Raw genomic sequence first — 338 nt, 5'->3', positions numbered from 1 at the left:
AAATAAAAAATATACAATATCGTGATTTTTTTGTTGACATGGCGTGAATAATGGTGTTTTATAGAGCTGCTGTAGTGGTCGAATTGCGTCTAAAATTACAGTAGATAATTCCCCCTCAACTTCTTTTATTAAATTGACATGATTACTGAGAGCCCTGTGTTTTGCGGGGCTTTTTGTTATTGGGAGAAAGTATTTTATGACAGCAGAAAATACAGAGATGACTTTGCACCCAAAAAAATTGCCACCCAATGCAGGAAAAGGGCGGGTAAAAGGCGTACCCAATAAAACAACGAGCCTTTTGAAAGAGTCAGTCATTGAAGCTGCTAAACGAGCAGGCA

The organism is Bartonella sp. AA83SXKL (assembly GCF_042196965.1).
Lineage (GTDB): Bacteria > Pseudomonadota > Alphaproteobacteria > Rhizobiales > Rhizobiaceae > Bartonella.
This window is presented reverse-complemented; position numbering follows the sequence as displayed.